At 66.1% G+C, this 16,751-nt stretch carries 12 protein-coding genes; 6 read left to right on the top strand and 6 right to left on the bottom strand.

All coding sequences use genetic code 11. The features are described 5' to 3' along the window. Positions 1-145: 145 nt before the first annotated feature. Positions 146-1,723, bottom strand: coding sequence for a hypothetical protein (locus AB0F10_RS36760; protein WP_360636188.1), 1,578 nt, complete (start codon positions 1,721-1,723; stop codon positions 146-148). A 211-nt stretch (positions 1,724-1,934) separates the two neighbouring features. Between AB0F10_RS36760 and AB0F10_RS36755 the strand changes: the two genes are divergently transcribed. Genes AB0F10_RS36755 through AB0F10_RS36740 form a run of 4 tightly spaced genes read left to right on the top strand, consistent with a single transcriptional unit; the run spans position 1,935 to position 7,286 of the window. Further along, the gene (locus tag AB0F10_RS36755) at positions 1,935-2,447 is read left to right on the top strand and encodes a DUF4365 domain-containing protein (RefSeq protein WP_360636185.1); all 513 of its coding nucleotides are present in this window, start codon (positions 1,935-1,937) and stop codon (positions 2,445-2,447) included. After that, entirely contained in the window at positions 2,444-3,541 is a 1,098-nt protein-coding gene (locus AB0F10_RS36750; RefSeq protein ID WP_360636182.1) for a hypothetical protein, read from the top strand. The genes AB0F10_RS36755 and AB0F10_RS36750 overlap by 4 nt, the downstream gene beginning before the upstream one ends. Positions 3,542-3,573: 32 nt before the next feature. After that, positions 3,574-4,209 carry a hypothetical protein gene (locus AB0F10_RS36745; RefSeq protein WP_360636179.1) on the top strand — a complete coding sequence of 212 codons (636 nt, stop codon included), beginning with the start codon at positions 3,574-3,576 and terminating at the stop codon, positions 4,207-4,209. Beyond that, positions 4,206-7,286 (top strand): helicase HerA domain-containing protein, encoded by a 3,081-nt coding sequence (locus AB0F10_RS36740; RefSeq protein WP_360636176.1) that lies wholly within the window; start codon positions 4,206-4,208, stop codon positions 7,284-7,286. The genes AB0F10_RS36745 and AB0F10_RS36740 overlap by 4 nt, the downstream gene beginning before the upstream one ends. 138 nt (positions 7,287-7,424) lie before the next feature. On the opposite strand, the gene AB0F10_RS36735 is transcribed toward AB0F10_RS36740, so the two are convergent. Next, positions 7,425-7,553 carry a hypothetical protein gene (locus AB0F10_RS36735; protein ID WP_360636173.1) on the bottom strand — a complete coding sequence of 43 codons (129 nt, stop codon included), beginning with the start codon at positions 7,551-7,553 and terminating at the stop codon, positions 7,425-7,427. Between the two features lie 265 nt (positions 7,554-7,818). Here AB0F10_RS36735 and AB0F10_RS36730 point away from each other — a divergent pair, with 265 nt between their 5' ends. Further along, complete coding sequence (locus AB0F10_RS36730; RefSeq protein ID WP_360636170.1) at positions 7,819-8,910, top strand: hypothetical protein; 1,092 nt, start codon at positions 7,819-7,821, stop codon at positions 8,908-8,910. Positions 8,911-8,921: 11 nt separating this feature from the next. On the opposite strand, the gene AB0F10_RS36725 is transcribed toward AB0F10_RS36730, so the two are convergent. The 4 genes from AB0F10_RS36725 to AB0F10_RS36710 form a co-directional block, all read right to left on the bottom strand. Next, a complete protein-coding gene (locus tag AB0F10_RS36725) occupies positions 8,922-11,411 on the bottom strand; it encodes a phosphotransferase (protein ID WP_360636167.1) in 2,490 nt (829 codons plus the stop codon). 117 nt (positions 11,412-11,528) lie between these two features. Next, complete coding sequence (locus AB0F10_RS36720; RefSeq protein ID WP_360636164.1) at positions 11,529-13,973, bottom strand: UTP--glucose-1-phosphate uridylyltransferase; 2,445 nt, start codon at positions 13,971-13,973, stop codon at positions 11,529-11,531. A gap of 27 nt (positions 13,974-14,000) precedes the next feature. Beyond that, on the bottom strand, positions 14,001-15,020 hold the full coding sequence (locus AB0F10_RS36715) for an AIR synthase-related protein (RefSeq protein ID WP_360636161.1): 1,020 nt from the start codon (positions 15,018-15,020) through the stop codon (positions 14,001-14,003). Continuing rightward, positions 15,017-15,565 (bottom strand): isochorismatase family cysteine hydrolase, encoded by a 549-nt coding sequence (locus AB0F10_RS36710; RefSeq protein WP_360636158.1) that lies wholly within the window; start codon positions 15,563-15,565, stop codon positions 15,017-15,019. Before AB0F10_RS36710 ends, AB0F10_RS36715 begins: the two co-directional genes overlap by 4 nt. Before the next feature lie 597 nt (positions 15,566-16,162). Here AB0F10_RS36710 and AB0F10_RS36705 point away from each other — a divergent pair. Beyond that, positions 16,163-16,522, top strand: coding sequence for a hypothetical protein (locus AB0F10_RS36705; RefSeq protein WP_360636156.1), 360 nt, complete (start codon positions 16,163-16,165; stop codon positions 16,520-16,522). Positions 16,523-16,751: the final 229 nt, after the last annotated feature.

The following is a 16,751-nucleotide window of genomic DNA, read 5'->3' as shown; positions in this document are numbered from 1 at the left end:
AGGCTCCCGATCCACGCCCGCACCCCGCTACCCCGCCATCAGGAAATCCCAGGTCAAGACCCCGAAACGGCGAAATCAACGTTAAACAGAAAGCTTAGACCGGGCGCGAGTGCCACCGGAGTTCGGACCCGCAAAATCTCGGGACTCAGCATCGAAAGCTCCCGCCGCGCGTGAGCACATCAGTGAGCTCGGCGACCAGCGCCGAAAGCGACGGCCTGCGCGCGGGCTCGCCGGTCAGCGCGCTCAGCAGCGGACCATCGAGCTCGGCGCTCAGACCGGGCCGCAACAGGCTCGGCGGCGGCGCACCTACGTCCGCCGGCCGACCGGTCGCCATGTGGAAGACGATCGCGGCGAGCTGGAAAACGTCGGTGGCCGGCCCCGGTGGCAGCAGGAGCGGGCGATCCTGCTCCGGCGCTCGATACAGCTCCGGACCCTCGCCGGCCACCGGTGCCGTCGCGGCCAGGCCGGCGTCGCGCAACGACAACCCAGCACACGAGGCGAGGATGGCTTCGGGCCGCAGCGCGCGATGCGCTCTTCCGTCGGCGTGCAGGGCCTCGAGCGTAGGGACGACCGTCGGCAGCGCGCGCAGGAGCGCGTCCAGGACGATTCCCGGGTACGGCGGGGCACCGTAAACCCTGGTCAACGCAGAGCCCGACGGCAACTCGGTCACGAACCCCGACCGATCCTGTGCCACGACGGAAGGCAGCCCGGGGACGGTTCGGTGCAGGCGCATCTCGTCGTCGAGCTCGGCCAGGCGCCGATCCGCGATGGCGCCTGCTCGCAAGACCTCGATGTGAACCAGACGCAGGTCGCGAGCGTCATCGCCGATCGGCCGCGCACCGGATCGCTCCTCCCGGTAGGACAGGTCCGGTGCGTCGGTACCCTCGACCGGACCGTGGGGCGCGAACCTCTCCTTGCCGACCAGGATCTCGCGCGGCGCCGGCCGACCGCGCGCCGAGGCCACGCCCCGGATCGGCCGTGGAGCGTCGTGCGCCCGGCCGGACTCGGCCTCGACGGACAGCACCAGGTCGCGCAGGTCGGCGATCGACAGCGTCCGTTCACCCTGTCGCGGTCGTCCACGTTCGATGACCGCCCCCAGCGAGCCGGTAAGCCGGGCGATCCGCTGTTCGGGCGAGTCGGGCTCCTCGGTGGCGACCGCCGCGATCCGGTTCAACAGCGCGAGGTAGCACCGCTCGGCATGCCTGGGGTCGCGTCCGAGCAGGGAGAGCGCACCGGCCATGTCGCGAACGCCGACCGCAGTGATCTCCGTACGCCGAGGAAGCGGCGGATCAGGAAACGCCAGCACGCGAATGAACCGCTCCAACTCGTCCGAATCCGCCTCGACATAGCGGCCGAGTTTCGCCCCGAAGTCACGTACGGCGCCGGTAGCAACAGCCGTATTCGACACGAACGCGCACCGGCAACGCTCGCCCATCGCTCGCCAGACATGATGAAGGTCGTTGACCGCGGAACCGAGAGCACTCATCGACCAGTCGCCGGTGCCTGGATCGCGGTGCTTCACCGAGACCAGCTCGGGCTCCCCGTCGGACAGCAGTGCGATGTAGTCGGTAGACCACTCGACGACCACCGCGGTCACGTCCTCGGAAACAAGGTTCGCGACGCAGCGCAGCGCGACGCACTCGTCCTGGTATCGAAAACGCCCCCGCGTCTGGCGCGCAGTGTTTCGATCATCAAAAAACATATCGACATTCGCCGACGCCATTCGGACACCATAGAGTCCGCGCGAAGCCCGGAGCAATGACTTACTCTCGCGCATCACGAGGATCTTGCGCTGAAGTCACCACCGCGTTATCCGCGCCAGCATATCGAGCACCATGAACGCAATCTCCATGCCGACACTGGCAAGACTAACCCCGATCGATCACTGCCAGTAGGCTTCCCACTACGACGAGCAAGGCTCGCGAGGGGTTCTCATGCTTGATCCGAAACAGCACCAGGGCAAGTTCGGCGAGGACTACGTCCGCGTCCTGGCCTCGGCTGCCGGCCTTGTCGTTACCAAGGAAGACATCGATGCGGACGGAATCGATCTCGGGTTCAAGTCCGTGGGGACTTGCGCACGGACGTACTCGCCCACCATCGAGGCGCAGATCAAGACCTGGTCGACGCCGTCGGGCTCCGCAGGTCACCTGACCTATCGGGGACTCGACGAGTGGCAGTTCAACAGGCTCGCCGGACCGAACTTCTCGGTACGCCGCTACCTCTTCGTGATTTGCGTGCCGACCAAGCGCCACCTGTACACCTCGTCGCTCACCGACGGCGTCATGCTCCGGCATCTCGGCTACTACTTGTCGCTGGAGGCCGAGCAGCCCATTGCAGAGCCGGACCGCGCCCGCAAACGGACAGTAAGGGTTCCCCTCGCCAACGTCTTGACGGCGGCCACGTTGCGCCAGCTCACCGAGACACAGCCGACACGGTGGCAGCGATGACGAGCGCCCTGAAGGTGGTTGACATCGCGAGCTACCTTGCCGGCACAGGCTGGCGGCCCTCGCCCGGAGACCGGCCCAACGGTGGCCGGGCCACCGTCTGGCACCACCCGGACGACTTCGAGGTCTTGGTCCCGGCTCGTGATGGCATGGGCGATGCCGAGCGTCGCATCCGGGAGATCCTCCGCTGTCTGGCGGATCTCGAGGATCGTCCGGCGGCGGACATCGCATCCGAGATTGCCCTTCCACAGTTGGACCGGCAGTATTTCCGGGCGTTCACTCCCGGCCACGATCCCGGTTACACCTCCCTGACAAGCGGTGTCAAGACGTTCAACGCGATTCGTAGCCTGCTGGACGTCGCGGCCCGGACGGTCACGCAGGGGTCGCACTTCGCATTCGTCGGCAAGGCTCCCTCTGTTCTCCGCGACGTGCTGCGCGCGGCCGAGCTGGGTCCCACCCGCCTCGGCAGCTACGTCGTCGAGACGCGACTGGCCGCCGGGACCTTCGCGCGCACTGACGTCGGTGAGGAGCTGAGCGGCCGAGCCATTCTTACCCAGATGCTGGAGTCGGTCGCCGCCGCTCAAGCCGCGGTGATGACCGGTGCGTTGGTTGCGTTCGAGGATGCGGTGACCGACGGCGTCTCGGCGAACCTGTGCCAAGCGCTCGGCGACCTGTGCGGGGCCGAGCGCAAGGACGCCTTCGAGATCACGTTCCGATGGGCGCGATCCATTCCGTTCGACGGGGCGCCGAGCCACGTACTCCCCTTCCCCGCCGGATCCGGGCCGCTGCTGCAGGCAGCGGGCGGCCGGCTGCGGAACCTGGTCGCGTCGGGCTCGGCCGCCGTGACCGGAATCATCGAAAGCCTGCACGACGACACGGCCCGCGCAGACCGTTGGCGAATCAAGGTTCGCGGCGAACTGCGTACGGACCGGATCCAGCGCGCACGTCGAGCGGTGTGGGTTCGTCTCGCCGACCAGGCCTCGTACGACCGGGCGATCGCGGCGCACCGCGAGCATCGGGAGATCACGGTGTCTGGCGAGCTGTCCAGCCCGACCGGACGCGTGGAGCTGGTGCCCGACCGGCTCGCCGACCTATGAAGCTACGCATCCGATTCCCCAGGAGGAATGCCATGGCCGATGTCTCGACAACACGGTGGCAAGCTTCGATGTTCGCCCTCATGGTCGTGGCCCGCCCGGTGACGAACAGGGAACTCCGGGAGGCTGCGGGCCTGGAGATCACGGCGGACGTGCGTCGACGCGCCGATGCCGAGATCAGTCGCCTGAGCGGTCAGAAGGACGAACCGATCCTTATGAATCGCGACGGCGGAATCTACACATACTCCTTGTCTGGCAGGGGATTGGCCTGGTGCGAGTCCGCCCTCCTGGCGGGGCGCCCCGATGACGCGAAGTTTCCGTCCGGCGTTCTCTACGCGGTGCTGGAGAGCGTTGGCCAGCAACTGGTGCGATCCGGTACAAAGTTCGAGAAGTTCTTCCAGCCCGACATCGAGGCATGGATCCGCGCGGCGTACACCGACCTGAGCTCCCGCCGCCCCGGCTCGTGGGTGAAGCTGTCGGCGCTGCGCCAGCGGCTCAAGAACGTGCCGCGTGACGTGGTGGACGCCGAACTCGACCGGATGGTCGATCTTCCTGAGGTGGACCTCAAGGAGGAGTTCCTTCAGTCGTCCCTCGGTGATGCGGACCGGGAAGCAGCGGTCAAGATCGGAGGAGAGAGTCGCCACCTGTTGAAGATCGAGGTGGCGGCGTGAGCAAGGAGCTCGAGGCCCTCGGAGAGGTATATGTAAGTCCTGTTCTCACCGCGGAGGAGGTGTGGGCCTCACTGGTGCCGCACCACGTCGAGGGCCTTCACCGGGATATTTCGCGACGCCTCACCAGGTCCATGAACGCGCTGCGGCACAATCACAACCCGACCGTGTCCGTGCTGCAGGGTGATCGTGGTTGCGGCAAGACGCATCTCCTGGGATGGGTCCGGCAGGAGATCCAGCAGCAGGGCGGCTTCTTCTTCTACATGAAGCTGGTCGCCGGCCAGGACTTCTGGACCAGCGCCACCGGCAGCCTGATCGACAGTCTTTACCGCAAAGAGGAGGCCGGCCCCGAGCAGCTTCTGTACCTTCTCGACTCGCTCGCCACGAAGACCGGCCTGGAACCACGCCATCGCGCCGAGCTTCTCGGTGAGCAATCGTTGACTCGGGACGCCATAGAAGCATTCGTGGACGGCATCCGGCGCCTTGACCGGCAGGTCGGCAATGAAGCCGCTGACACCGCTCGCGCCCTCGTACTGCTCACCTCCGACGGAGACGCTGTCGAAAACGGTAAGGCCTATTTCGCCGACGATCCCAGCACAGTCGATACCCGAACCGAATGGGGACTCTCCACCAGGAGACGGCCGGCCCAGCTGCTGCTACGCGACCTAACCCGGATCTTTGCCCTGGCCGGCCCGCTGGTTTTCGCGTTCGATCAGCTTGACGACCTCGTTCGTGCCTCCGAGGTTTCGCTGGCTTCCGCAACCGACAAGGAGAGCCGCATAGCCCAACGCATGAGCGGTGACGTGGCCTCCGGGCTGATGGGACTGCGCGAAGAGACCCGCCGCACGCTGATGATCGTTGCCTGTCAGGAAGACACCTGGCAGAAGATCTCACGAGCCGCAGCCGTCACCAGCGCCCTGGACCGCTTCGACGTGCTGCCGGCTTTGGGAAGAATCCCGGACAAGGCCACCGCCGCGGCGATCGTCAGCCGCCGGCTGCGGTCCGCCTACGAGTCGGTACAGTTCGAAGCGCCGTACGACACCTGGCCGATCACCGATCAGGCCCTCGCAGAGGCAGAGTCCCGATACACGGCACGCCGACTCCTGGTCCGGGTGGCGGAGCACATCGCATCGTGCGTGCGTAAAGGCGCGGTGACCGAGCTGACATCCTTGGACGAGTCGGTCATTCCTGCCGGGGCGACGCCCGCGGAGGTAGCCGTTGACTTCGACGCCCTCACCGACCTCTTCGACAAGCTGCGGGCCGAGGCGGACGACACGACACCGCTGGACAAGGCCAGCGAGGACAGGATCATGCCCTCGCTGCTGGAGGCCGGCCTGTTAAGCCTGAGCTATGAACTCGGCGCGGACCAGGCCAAGCTCATTGTCGAGGCAAACTTCGGCGGAAAGGTCGCGCTGCACGCGAGGCTGCGCTTGACGCTCGACGAGCAGACCGACAAGGAAGAGCACTGGTCCTTCCGAGCGATCGCGGCCGAGAACCCCATCGCGGCGCAGAATCGGATTCGGGACGCAGTGGCCGAGGCCGGACTTGCGAAGGATCTGACGACGCGCCACTTGACGCTGCTGCGGAACACGGGCTACCCGAGCGGGGTCAAGACAACGGAGATCAAAGACGATTTCGTCGCGCGTGGCGGACGGCCGGTGCCGATCAGCGGTGCCGATTTACGGACACTGGCCGCCCTGCGCACAATGCTCGACGAGCGGCCACCCGGACTGGATCCCTGGCTGCGCAGCGTTCGGCCCGCGGGCCGGACCGAGTTGTTCGCATCCATGGTCGACGATCTCAGCCAGCATTTCGGCGGCGCACCTGACCAGGAATGGGCCGAGACCGGCGAAGAGACGGCGGATATCGAGGTCGGCAGGAGAACCCGCGGCGGCGATCCTTTCCTCGTTGCGGCCCGCCAGCTCACCAAGCACACCGTGGTGGTGGGCGCGGCGGGCTCCGGCAAGACCGTGTTGGTGAAACACCTCATCGAGCAGTGCGCCCTGCAGGGCGTCTCGGCCATCGTCCTCGACCCCAACGACGACCTCGGCCGGCTCGGAGACCGCTGGCCACAGGCACCGGAGGGATGGACGAAAGAGCAGGGCGAGAAGGCGAAACGCTACTTCGAGAAGACCGAGGTGCTGGTATGGACGCCTGGGCTCAGGCGCGGCCGTCCGCTCTCGTTTCATCCCCTGCCCGACTTCGGCCCGGTGCTCGGTGACGATGACGACTTCAAACGTCTGATCGCCTCCACCGTCGCGGGCCTCGCGCCCCAGGCCGGGATACGTGGGAGCAGCGCCCGCGCGATACAGCAACTGGGTGTCCTGCAACGCGCGCTGGCGACCTATGTGAGCGGCGGCAAGCGGACGTTGTCCGGTTTCGTCGAATTCCTCAATGAACCACCGGACGGCCTTCTCAACAGCCGGACCAGACGCATCGCAACGCAGATCGCAGACACGCTGGAGGCGATGGCGGACACCGATCGCCTGTTCGACGAGTCGAGCACCTCTGCGGATCCCGGCATGTTGCTGACGCCCTCGACGGGAAAATCCGCGCGTATCTCGGTAATCAATTTCGTGGGGCTCTCGAAAGAGGAGGTGCCTCGGTTCGTCAGCCGACTCCAGTCCGCACTGTTCTCCTGGTTCAAGGCTCACCCCGCCCGCGACGGACGCCTCGGCGGTCTCCTGGTGATGGACGAGGCTCAGAACTTCGTTCCGTCGATCGGCGCGAACCCAAGTACCGAGAGCACGATCGAGATCATCCGTCAGGTTCGCAAGTACGGCCTCGGCGTCGTGCTGGCCTCGCAGGCACCTAAGGGGATTCACAACCAGGCACTCGGAAACGCGACCAATCAATTCATCGGCCGGCTCACCTCGCCCGCTCAGATCGCTGCCGCCCAACACATGGCGGAGTCCCGTAACGCCTCGCTGGACAATCTCAGCGGCATGAGCGCCGGGATGTTCTATGCGGCCGGCGAAGGCACCCACTTCACGAGAATCCAGGCGCCCATGTGCTTGAGTCATCATGCCCAGCCATTACAGGAGAACGAGGTAGTCGAGCGCGCCCACCGCCAATCCTGAACCGGGAGGACCGGTACACGTGCGCCCTGCTCAGCGTTTGCTCCCGCATCTCGGGCGCCCGACCGGGCGATCCTCAGGACCGGGCACAATTGCTTCACGCCGTAGCGTGCCTGGTGGTCGGCGAGGAACTGGAAGCGGTCACCAGCGTGTCTCGCCGGCGAAATACCGGGCCGCCTTCCGCAGAATGTCCCGCTCCTGCTCCAGCTCCCGGACCCGCCGGCGCAGTTCGATGTTCTCGTCCTCGACCGAACCCGCCGCCGGCCTCACGGCCGGGGCAGCGGACCCGGAAGTGCCCCGCCGCTGGTCTTCGGCGCGTGGACCCAGGTGCGGAACGTCTCCCGATTGACATCCGGGTGTCGGCGATCGACGCGATCGTGGCACCCGGCCGAATCCGGTACAACGCGACCGCGCCGATGACTCAAGTGGCCATCGGACACGATGGGAAATCGCCTCGAGGTGTGCCACCATCATGCGGAGATCGCGATGGCGAAGCGTCGCCGCGGGACGGCACCGCTCGCACGAGGGAGCAGCAATGGCGTCCAAGGCCACCCGGTCGGCGGGAAACCGTCGCGTCCGCTGGCTCACCCTGATCATCGCCCCGGCTTTCGGCATCGCTGTTGTCCTCATGCAGGCCATCGCCGCCGGCGACCTCTCCGTCCTGACGATTTCGCTGATGGTCGCCGCCGCGTCCGCGCTGTCCGGGGGCCTGCTCGGCTTTCTGTTCGGGGTGCCGCGTGCGGCCACCGACAACTCCGATCGGGACGACGCCTCCGCCTCCTCACGGACCAGGGCCCGCTATCGCGCGAATACCAATCTCGAACAGATTTCGGACTGGCTCACCAAGATTCTGGTCGGTGTGGGGCTGATCCAGCTGGCCTCGCTTCGACGAATGGGTGGCGGCCTCATCGACACGGTCGCACCGGCGGTGGGCACCGGTCCGGCGAGCAAGGTATACGCCGCCGCACTCATCATCTACTTCGCCATCTTCGGTTTCTTGGCTGTCTGGCTGCTGACGCGTCTCTATCTGGCACCCGCGCTCAGTGACACCGAGCGCGCCCTCGAGGTCCTCGTCGCGGCGGAATCAGAACAGAACGTAGGCAACCAGGAGGAGGCACGGCAGCTGCGGCACGAGGCCGTGCGCATCCTGGCCGAAGCGCAGAATCTTCCGCGCCGCTACGAATCATTGCGTCAGGAATTGGCGCCCGGTTCCTCCCGCACTCTGGAGATGGAGGGCGTCGTCTCCGCCGCCCGCCGCTCGGCCGATTCCGGCGTGTGGACCGCGGATCAGATCAGGGACATGTACGACGGTGGCACGGATGGCGAGAGAGTGTTTGCCCTCGGCATCATGCAGGGCGACAGCCAGGTGGCCGACACCGACCGGATCGTCGACGCACTCAAGCAGCCGAGATCGAGTTTTGAGCAGTTGCAGGCACTCCTGGCCGGTTACAAGGCGCTCACCGGGCTCGATACCGCCGACCGAAAAAAGATTGTCGGTGCGACTCAGGCCCTGCTCGATGAGGGGCGCATCACCCCGACCGGCCAACGCATGATCGTGGCACGCTTGATTGTCGAATCGTCCGGTGGCATCGCCGATCAGGACGGCGGACAGGACCGGTGGAAGTAGGTCGGACGAGCTCAGTCGACGTTGCGCCCTAGGCAATGCTTCAGCAGCCACTCCGGCCGGTCGCGCATGATGCGATTGACCTGGTGCTTGCCGCTGAGCAGGTCGTCCACGCGCATGATGCGCAGCAGGTCACCGCCACTCGTACCGTTCATGGACTGGCACGCTCGGCGGGCTTCGGAGAGCTCGTTCTTGGTGAGATCCACCGTGAAGACGGCAAAGCCGAGTTGGATCTGGCCGTCCTCCCGGTCGAACACATGAAAGCCCCGGCTGATGAATCGATCGGGCGGCAGATCGAGCAGCGTCGTCTGGTAGACGTCCCGCATCGCCGCCTCGACGAACACATTTTCTGTCAGCAGGAACGGCTCCGGCGTGCCGACGCTCTCCCAGAGTGCATCGAAGGCGTCCTCGTCGTCCTCCGGCATGGGAATGATCTTCCCGTACGCGCGAGCGACATCGTCCGCGAGAATCCGCGCGCTCAGGAACGACAGGCGACCGAAGTCATCGATATCCCACAGCGGGGAGCGCACCTTTACCAGGACCTGCCGGCCATAGGGGCGATTCGCGCCGCGAAGGATCGTCACGGCCACCGGCAACATACTCGGCGAGCGGGGCGCGGTGTCGCCGTAGTTCGTCAGCCGGAAGGCTGTCGGCGGAATGAGGTCGGGCAACGCCTCCGTCGGCACCTCGTCCATCGGCAGGCAGTCGACCTCACGCATGATGATCGGCTCGGCGCGGGCTGTCGCTTTCTCGATCACGTCGAGTATATGCCCGTCCTCATCCGCCAATTCCGCCAGTACGTAGGGGCTGTCGACCACGCCCGGACTGGCCACCTGACTTAACAGATAGATCGTCGATAGGTCATCCTGTCCGACCACCCGGACCAGGCAGTTGGTGGTAACGCCGCTCGGCGCCGGCGCCGATCCCACGATCGACGAGCGGTCGTTGGGCAGGCTTCGCACGACATTGCGCATCCCGATGAGGGCCGCGTTCCAGTTGGGCGCGAGCGCCTCGCCGGCGCCCTCACCCAAGAAGGCAGGAAGCGTCACATACCGCAAGCGAGGGCGGAGCTCGGTCTCCTCCTCGTCGAAGACCTTGAGAACCGCGGATATCAGCTGGGCCGGCGCGACGCCCAGCAGGTCGACCCTCCGGGCCTGAAGGAACAGTCGTGCCATCGTCAGCCAGGTGTCCGGGGTACACGGACCCAGCTTCGGCGCCCGCAACTGGCTGGGGTCGATCGGAGGGCTCGGCGGCGGCCCCAGAAAGGAGTACGGGCCGAGGCCCTTCGCGGTGGACGACTCCCGGATCAGCAGCCGTCTGCCCTCGATGACGAGGGCGTCCCGGAGCTGCAATGCGATCTTGGCGGCGATCCAGCGCTGCCCTTCGGTGAGGTTCTCATCTCGGCGAGTGCAGACACGGATGGCATGGCGCAGAACCCCGACGACGTACTGCGGCATGTAATTGAGGTCGCCGCGCATCAGGCAGCACAGCGCGTAACGCCGTAGCCGCATGACGGCGGCATGCATGGGGCTGCGAGTGATCTCCTGGAACGGATCGGCGAAGGCGTCCGAGGAATAGAGGCAGGCGACGTCGGCCACGAAGTTCCTCTGCTCGTCACCGACCACGTCGCCCGGGGGCGACAGGGCACGCATGACCAGGTGGGCCTCGAGGGTGGTGAGGTCACGAAGAAAGTGTCCCTCGCCGGTCGCCCCGAAGTCGATGAGCGTCGCATTGTCACCGTTGTTCAACAGGATGTTCTCCACGTGCAGATCGCCATGCACGATGGATCTCAGCTGGCGCTCCGAGGAGAGGGTGTCCGGTGCCCACAGGTGCCGGATCGCGTCACACTGGTCGGGGTCGATCAGATCGGCATCATTGCCCAGAGCCGTGTTGAGCCGTTGGCAGACCTCGTCGAACTCGCCGAACGGATCGCGGTCGAAGGCGAAGACGCCACCCGCCGTCAGGGACTCGGACCCGATCGGCTCCGCTATCTCCTGCCACGGGCGCAAAATGGTGAGAAGGGATTCCACCAGGCGATAGGCGCCGTCGATATCGCCCGCTGCGTTGAGATCACGAAATCGGTTACCGAACGTGACGTGCCCGACGTGCCGGTAGTGCAACGCGTGGATTTCGGTCGGGGCCGCGGCGGCTATCTCGGCGAGGCCGGGCGGAGAATCGAGGGGTGGAAAGTGGCTCGACTGCGCCAGCAAGTGCGAGACCCACTTATCGTATCGATCCATTTCGTCGGCCAGCAACCGCGCCGGACCAAGTTTGAGCACCCCATCGACCTCGGAGACCCGTCGGCCGTCGCCGAGAATCCGCTGCGGTGATGCCAGGAAGACGATGCTGCCTGAGATGCCCTGCGTGAGTGCACACAACTTGACCCGGCGGCCCGGCAGGACATCGGAGACGGCGCGCTGCACGACGGACTTGCCGCCCAGCTTCGCGATCAGGGCGGCGGTTTCACGGTCGGGCCCATCCCACCATATGTCCGCATTCGCCACATGAACTCCACTTCGGACCGGTGTTCGAGGTCCCGATCTTCTCGCACAGCAATCAAGAGAGTACGCGTTGTGCCACACAACCACGCTGCTGGGCGAGGGCAGCCCGGAGATCAGCCGTCACGGACCGACCGCTCCTGCCGATTGTCCGATGGGCGGCAACTCCAGCCTATCGCCGGCGGCAACCAGGGCCGTGAGGATCTCCTGCGCACCGGGCACATCGGCGGCCGACTTCAGCGCCGCGTAACCGCCACACTGGCCCGGCTCCGGGTGAGGGGAAAGCCGCAGCGCAAGGACCGTCGGCAATAGCCGGAGAATGTCCGCACACGTCTGATAGCCGTGCAACGTCGGCACCTGCACACCGCCCACGTTCACCTGCTTCTGCTCGAAGTAGAGCGGCAGCCGGCGACATGCCTCGTAAACCTCGTCGGGGCCGTCTCCGCCAAGAGCACGGCGCACGGAGCTGACTCGAACGTAGATCTGGTTGGTGTTGAACTGGTCGAATCCGCTGCCTGACGCCTCGGCGTGCTCCTCGATGTAGGCCGACCAGCCCTCCCCGACGGAGCGTTCGCGGAGGAGGCCACCACGCACGGCGCCGGAGCGCCGAACGGTCAGCACGACCGCGTCCAGAGCAGGGCGCTGGACGAAAAGACCGAGTATGGCGGGATCCACCCGGAAGCCGACGTCGTCAGAGTTCGCCGTTACAGCCACCTGCACACCGCCTTCCGCCCAGGACCTCAGGGTGCCGGAGCACGCCGCCGCGATAAGCATCCCCAAACTTCCGACCGGCTTGAGAAGCGGCGATCCGTCGAGGTCACGCAGGATCTGGTCGGCGCTGGTCGCGGCCGGGAGCGCGGAGTTCGGGCCGGTCTGGTCCACCCGCAGCCGGTACATCACCGGAACCCTCGCCGTGGTCAGGTCCAGGTCGTCCGCGGCACCTCTGGCCCACCGGCGCAGGTGTGGCTCGGTCTGGTGGCTGCAGGACACGAGCATCGGCGGCACGACACCGAATCTGCGGCCGAGAGCACGCACGTGAGCTGTCCGGACGTCCATCGCACTCACCTGCCGGCCGGCAACGTCGAACAGCCCCAACAGCGGCTTGAGACGCGCGAGGTCGCCCTCCGGCACGTGGTATCCGCCGAATCGACCCCCCGATCCGGCGCAGGGAGTCATGATCGCCAGACCGTTGCGCCCGATCAACGTCTCCCCCGCGGCAACCAGCGCGGCCGAGGCGGCATCGGAGACGGCCGACGGCGGCGCGAGCGGGAAGCGGCTGACGAGTTCCGGAGCAGGCCGATTGATCGCCGTTGCCGATCGGTCCGTGGGCCGGCGATCCAACAACGCCGACAGCGGAAATCGTGCGGTGCCGCTGAAGGCGAACCGTTCCAGCGGCGGGAAGAACCTCTGGATGGTCTCGAGGCACCTCTCGCGATCGTCCATGGCAGTTCGCTTCGTCAACCGCTGCTCGTCGCCGTCGGCCGCGATGACCGGGTCTTTCATGATCAATAGGTCGATCTCGGTGGACGAGTACCCCAGGCTCTCCAGCCGTTGCCTGAATTCGCGGCCACTCTCCGCGCCCAGCAGGGCGCTTGCCTCGATGGCACCGGCCAGGTAACCGTCGCTCGCGTGAACCGCGTTGGCCCACGCGGTGACCACCGTCTCCGGCGCGTCCGTTTCGAAATCTCCGTCGTACGCGTCGCGGCGGATGGAGCCCGGGCGGCACTCGCGCGGGTCGTCCGAATCACCGATCAGCCGACGTCGAAGATCGGGGATCGTGGTCGCGTCGGTCAGTCCCAGCTCGATCACCACCGCCCCCGCGTCACCACTTCCGCGGAACCGCTGCGGCAGCAGGCTGAACTGCCCGTTGAGCAGCACAATCGGACGTCCACCGTAGAGCCGAGGGTGGCGCATGGCGAACGCCATCAGGCTCGAGCCGATGCGGTGGATACCGATCGGGAATCTGCCGCGATACCAGAAATACGCGGCGGTCGCCGTATCGGGAGAAATGAGATCGGCCGCCGCCTGGCCGTAATGTTGCGCGGCGGCGTCGCGAGGCAACGGTTCCCGGCCCGTCTGCCAGATCTCCATCAACTCCGTCTCGGAAAGACGGTTGTCCTGAACCGCCTGGTATCCGGTGACCACGGCCGTCGGGCTGTAGCGGCAGCCGAAGATCGTCTCATAGTCGTCGCAGTCGAAAACCTCCGCCAGCCGATCCCAGGCGCGCTGGCCTACCGGCATCCGCACGAAATTGAGCCACACGTCGGGATAGAGTGCGCGGGCGATCGATTCGGCCTGGTCGGACTCCATCCGGACCACCCGCTGGACGTGAACACCAAAGGCCAGACAACGCGCCACGATCGCGATGACCGAGGATTCCGATCCCGCGTGCGGGGCCTTGGTCACAATGACAGCCGAATCCAGGTCGGGTTTACGCTGTCCGCCCGGCTCGCGTACCAAGGCCGCAGCCTGCGACACAATCCGGTCGACGTCCAAGACCGCCGTCGCCTCCTGCCCCCACCGGGTACAGGCGCGCAACAACTGCTCAGCCAGCCGCGTGTGCGTCATGCGTAGGGGTCCCTTCATGAGCGGGATCTAACAGAGGCGGGGGATCCCGATACCGCCCGGCATCGGAATAAGCTTCGGACCTCGACGATCGCTGATGAGCTGCGGACCGAGGACATCCCCGCCCCGGGCCACCGTGCCGATCACCTCGGCCTCGGCGGTCTCCGGCCACTTTCGCAGAGTCTCGATCACATGCTCGCTGTGCTCGGCTCGAGCGGTGAGCAGCATGCATCCCTCGTTGGTAAGCGTCAGCACGTCAAGGCCGAGCATTTCGGCGGCGGCCCGCACCGGCCGGTGGACGGGGATCGACTCCTCTCGCACGCTCCAGGTGAGCCCGGTCGCCCGGAAGCCGTCCCAGAGGCCTCCCACCAGCCCACCTCTGGTGAGATCGCGGATGGAGTGCAGCTCACCGGCGCCGATCAGCTCCTCGATCGGGCCGTTGAGCAGGCGCGCATCACTGCGTACGACGGCCTCGAACCCAAGGCCCTCACGCTCGGACAGCACGGCGATCGCGTGATCGCCCAGTGCCCCCGTGACGATGATGACGTCACCGGCCTCGGTGTCCGCCATGTCGAATCGCTGGGGCGAGAGTGCGACACCGAGAGCGGTGACGAACAGCAGCAGTTCGGGTTCACGAAACGGACTGATCTTCGTGTCTCCGCAGACAACCGACGCACCGAGTTCGGCCAGTGGAGCGGCGAAGGACTCCAGGCAGCGCTGCAGTGTCGCCCTCTCCAGGTCGGCGGCCGCGAAGATGCCGAGCGCCGCCTCCGTGATCCTCGCCCCGCTCGCAAGCAGGTCGTTACAGGCCCCGGTGGCGGCCAGCAGCCCGATGTCACCCCCGGGAAAGATCAGCGGGTCCACGCTGAACACGTCGGACGTGATCACGCGAGGTTCGGTTCGCTGAGCCAGCCGGAAGCCGTCCTCACGGACGTCGGGGAGATCGAGAAGCGGAGCGATCAGGGTGTCGATGAGTGCCGAGCTCGCCCCGAGGCCGTCCCCAGCGGCAAGGCCGAGCCGGTCGCCTTCCGAAACGCGCCGCGTGGTCATGCTTCCAGCAGATTGGCCGTGTTGGTGGACGTCCCCACGTACTTGTGGATCCACTCGATCGCCTGCAGACGTACGTCATCGCGGGTGGACGCCACCGCGTCCTCCACGACCACGACGTCCAGTCCGCGATGGTAGGCGTCCGCGGCGGTGGTGAGGATGCAGATCTGCGTCTGCAGTCCGGTCAGGACGACACCGTCGCAGCCGGCGTCGCGCAGCAGTTTCTCCAGGGCCGTGTCGAAGAAGGCGGAGTGCTTGGACTTCGCCACCACCGTGCCGCGCAGCGGCAGGATATCGTCGATGAACTCGGCGCCCTCGGTACCGCGGACGCAGTACCGGTCACCGAACCGGTCGAATTGCGGATCATCAGGGTCCAGCTCGAATTTTGTGTAAAAGACGGGCAGTCCCTGCGCCGACCAGTGGTCAACCAGCCGAACAATGTTCGCCACCGCGGGCTTCACCAGCTCTCGGCGTCGACCGTCATGGCACAGGTCCCGCTGCAGGTCTATGACAAGTAGGGCATGCCGAGGTCCGTCGGCCACATCCATCCGAGTTTCCGCTCCCTCCAAGGACACTGGGTGAGCAGCGTCGACTGCAACTCGTCGAGTATGGCACGCGCGGCCCGCCGGACCTGCCACACCCAGCGGCGGCCAATTCCTTGCGTTTATCAATAACGACCATTCATTTCGCCGTCGCCTCCACGGCGATTCAGCGTGATGGCCGCGTCGACAAAACGCGAAATGTGAGCGGCTATCAGAAGGCCGCCTGCGGGGCCTACCGGCTCACCCGGCAGACTGCTGGGGTGGCCGGGCTCGCGAGTGGTGACACCAGCGGCCCGCGGGTTCGACCCCGTGGATCGGTTCGGTCGTTGATCAATCTCCGCGAGTTTGGACCGCACCTTCATCATGATGGGGCATGCCCCGTTCGACGGACATCCAAGATCAAGGCCGAGGATCAGCCGTCCCTGCCAGTAGCACCGGCGTCGGCGGGCCAGCCCGAGGCGCGGGGACAGCGCTGATCTCGCGGCAGGGCGTCGTGCGTCCCGATTCGACGGCGAAACACGATCCAGGCAAGCCCGCGGCAGGGCACCGGCTGGCATCAGGCGATCGGTACGTCCAGCCACCATCCGCTACATCGACCGGCTGGTGCGCAGCTTCTCCACCGCGAACAAGATGGCCAAGAGCATGTTGACGGTTCGCAGCGCAGACCCGACCGATCCGGTAGCGGCAGCCGCGTGCGTCCAACACGGCCCCGCGATCGTGCAGGCTATCTCCCAGATCCACCCCGCCCTGGCGGACTACCTGACCCGTGCCATCGTCCGCGACACGCACGGCGAGACACAGCTGAACAATCGGGGTCACACAGCTGTGACCATCATCGAGGAGTGGTGCCTGACGCCACTGACCGAAGCTGTCGAGCAGCTCGTGGGCACCTTGATCTTAATATCGACGATCAGGTTCGATACAGCCTTGCCCAGGATGACTCCGACGATGTCGGCCCAGTAACCATCGAGTTCCTCGATCTCGAGATCACGAGCTTCGATTTCGAGGGAACGGGCGCCGTGAGTGTGGTGGCGCAGGGAACGTTCGATGTCACCTTCTCCGCCTCCGTTGTCCAAAATAACCAGTGGGGCGACGGCCTAGTACGGCAGCCGCCATTCGTGATCATGGTTGGAGTTCGAGGTTGAGGCGGCGGGCGTAGTGGGCTCGTCGGGCTCGTGCTTGGTGTCGGCGT

It is taken from the genome of Actinoplanes sp. NPDC026623, from assembly GCF_040638275.1.
Taxonomy (GTDB): Bacteria; Actinomycetota; Actinomycetes; order Mycobacteriales; family Micromonosporaceae; genus Actinoplanes.
This window is presented reverse-complemented; position numbering and strand designations above follow the sequence as displayed.